Source organism: Aldersonia kunmingensis (assembly GCF_001646865.1).
GTDB classification, from domain to species: Bacteria; Actinomycetota; Actinomycetes; order Mycobacteriales; family Mycobacteriaceae; genus Aldersonia; species Aldersonia kunmingensis.
Window position 1 is genome coordinate 1 of the sequence record NZ_LRRB01000319.1, and the last position, 3,151, is coordinate 3,151.

2 protein-coding genes are annotated in these 3,151 nt (G+C 64.2%); both read right to left on the bottom strand.

Annotation, left to right across the window (positions count from 1 at the left end):
• Positions 1 to 90: 90 nt before the first annotated feature.
• Positions 91 to 810 (bottom strand): amino acid hydroxylase, encoded by a 720-nt coding sequence (locus tag A8G08_RS25595; RefSeq protein WP_245673003.1) that lies wholly within the window; start codon positions 808 to 810, stop codon positions 91 to 93.
• A gap of 141 nt (positions 811 to 951) precedes the next feature.
• Positions 952 to 1,956, bottom strand: a complete 1,005-nt coding sequence (locus tag A8G08_RS25600) for an alpha/beta hydrolase (RefSeq protein ID WP_068280692.1) — start codon at positions 1,954 to 1,956, stop codon at positions 952 to 954.
• Positions 1,957 to 3,151: the final 1,195 nt, after the last annotated feature.

The following is a 3,151-nucleotide window of genomic DNA, read 5'->3' on the forward strand; positions in this document are numbered from 1 at the left end:
CTCAGTTGTACGCGCATGAGCGACTCCGGGTATTGAGACCGACGTGTCACGAACCGGCAGTTGTCTCGAGGAAACGCGAAACCTCATCCATCATCGCGGTGACCGAATCGGCGCGAAAATGGCGGGCTGACAGACGCTGTCGTCGATATCGGTGGCGACGACATCCTCGATGCGGAAAGGCCTCAACTCCGCATCCACGAAGGACTCCATCTCGCTGACCGAGGACAGGATGGCGGCACCACACGCGCGCGGCCGACCGTCGTCGATGACCGCGCCGACCTCCATCGTGTACCAGAACACCCGCGCGATCGCCGCCATCGCTTCGTCCGATTCGGCGCGCTTGGTGGCTCGTCCGAACCAGCGATACATCTGCGCGAACTCCGGATCGGCAAGCATCACAGCGTGCCCGACCAGCTCATGAATGACGTCGGGGTCGGGCGAAAACAATTGCTCCGAAACCGGCCGCAAAGCCGGGGTCGATCTGAGGATGCCGTGCGCAAGCGGGGGATAGAAGAGCCGGCCCGGTAGGGATCCCATCACGGGCGCAAGCTCGAAACCGGTCAAATTCCGAAGTTGGAATGAGACCTCGCTCAGTTGCGGCACCCGGCCGGCGGGCAATCCGACGCGTTGTGCGGCCAAACGGTATTGCGTGCAGCTGCGTCGCTCGTGCATGCCGCGCAGCGTCGCAAAGACATCCGACCACAGTGCGTCCTCGTCGCCGCTATAGGAAAAGTTGGGCAAGGGTTGCCCCGGGCGGAACTCACGGGCAGTCCGCTCACGCTCGGCGCGGGCATCAAGGTGAACGGTCATCTCGATCCGTCCTATCCGGTAGTTGCATGGTTCGAGGTGTCTGCACGATCGAGGGCACCGGCGCTGGGGCTCAATGCTGTTGCGGAGTACACCGTTGAGACATGGTTCAAACCTCGGCACAAAACGGACGAATCGGAACGATCAGGCCCCGATCGCGGCCGCCATCATCGGCCAGGATTCGTGCAGTGCGTCCTGCCAATACCCCCACGCATGTGTTCCGGTCGGCCGGAAATCGATACGCGCGGGAACGCCCGCTGCCCCCAACGCGGCCGCGAGCCGGTGCGTGCAGTCGTTGACCACCGTCTCGAACCCGCCGCCGATGACGACACGATCGGCGAACGCGATCGGGTTACCCGCGATATCGCGGTCGCCCAACGCTTCGTGCGGCCCGGGCGCACCGGTACCCGCCGACACATAAAGCTGCGTCCCGCGCAAGCGATCCGCATGCAACGTCGGATCGTTGGCCGCCCACTCCGGATCCGACGGCGGACCCCACATGTTGAACGGATTGCCGCCGTAGCTGACGACCATTGATGTCACGAAGGCCTGGGCCACCGGGTCGGCTGTGCGTGCGCAACCGCTGTAAGAACTCACCGCCTGATAGAGCCCCGGTGCATGAATGGCGAGATTCAACACCGACAATGCGGACATCGACAGGCCGGCGATCGCGTTGCGTCCGGTCGTGCCGAGCGTCGCGTTGATCACCGGCGGCAATTCCCTCGTCAGGAACGTCGTCCACTTGTTGCGCCCCAGAATCGGGTCGTCGTGCTCCCAATCGGTGTAGTAGCTCGCCCGACCGGCCAAGGGAAGTACAACGTTCACGTTCTTGTCCGCGAAGAACGTCGCCGCGTCCGTCCGGTCCATCCACCCCGACCCGGTTTCGCCGCCGCCCACACCGTCGAGCAGATACAACGTGGGGCGGGGGACAGGTGTGCCGGCGGGGCGCAGCACGCGAATAGGGACGAATCGATTCATCGCCGGGGAGTACACGTTGAGATCGACTCGCGCCGCGACCGGCGTGCGCGGCGATACCAGCGGAGCCGCGCTGACGGGCCCCACGCCCACGATCGTCGTAGCCAGGATGGCAAGCGTCGGGGCGATCCACCACACCACGCGTCGTTCGCGCAGCCGTGCCCGGTACAGCATCGCTCCGCTCCGCTCTTCCCGCCGCAAGGCTATGGTTCGGCAGGAATACCCAATTATCGATTCCCTAATCCCACCGTCGTCGAGCCGCACCGAGCCCATCCGCGACAGATCTTTGCGCTTCACCGCGTCGATGACTAATTGTATTGACCTGCGAGTCGTCCGAGAAGGGCTCCGAACGGGGCGGGCTTCGGGGAGTGCGAAGGGTCCGCCGACACACCACGGATGCGTCCTGTGTCGAAGCCGGTCTTCGGTCCAGTTCGTCATTTCGTCAATGCAGTCACGCGAATCGAGAAGTGGAGTCGGGGCACCGGCGGTCTGTGCCATGCGCGCGTCTCGCGGTAGTGCTCCCGCGACCGGCCGGGTGGTTGGCTGAAATCGTGAGTGAACGGTGCCTCCTGGACGATCGTCTGGTGCGCGCTGGTGCGCGGAAACTCGATGCCATCTCCCGGGTGACGTTCGCGAAAAGCCGGACGTTTCACACCGCTGGGCGAGTCGACCCACGATGGCCCCTCGCGTCGCGAGGGGAATGTGTCGGTGCGCGGTCCGGGACGGCCGGACGGTGCCCGCGCGATCGCGCACACCCACCGCTCGCCGGGCGTTGTCGCCGCCAAACAAGACAGTCTGGACCCTACGACCATAAACATGGTTATCCACAACCGGAGGATGAGTTGTGGATAAATCAGGACCAAGGGAGCTCACGGAAGAGTATGCAGACCCCGGCGACGGTGGTGGAAGCAGGATCGTTCGTCGCCCCGCCGATGGCATCGACGTGCTTGGTCAGGCCAGGCCATCGAGATCTGGCCGCGCGGCAGGCTGATCGTGTGCTGGTTCGTCGAACGGGGTCGCGCGTGTCGATCAAATGGCTCTTCGTGTCCATTACGTGCTGTTTCGCGACTCGAGACCGGTTTTGCGGCGCCAGCGGCCTGTGCCGTGCACGTATCTCGCGCCCGTGGTGTCGCCGCCGGCCAGGTGATTGGCTGACGGCGTGAGTAAACGGTGCTTCGAGATCGATCGTCCGGGCTTGCTGTTTGGGAGCATGGCGCCTCTCCCGATGGCGCCGAGTGCCGCCCCCGGCCGATCGTTTTATCCAGCCAAAATCCGGCCAACGGGTCGGATGAGCCGGTCCAGTTGGTCCAATTGGAGGTGAGGCGTCCGGTCTGACCTGGTAGTTCCGAAAGTACTTGGTGTTCTGTTT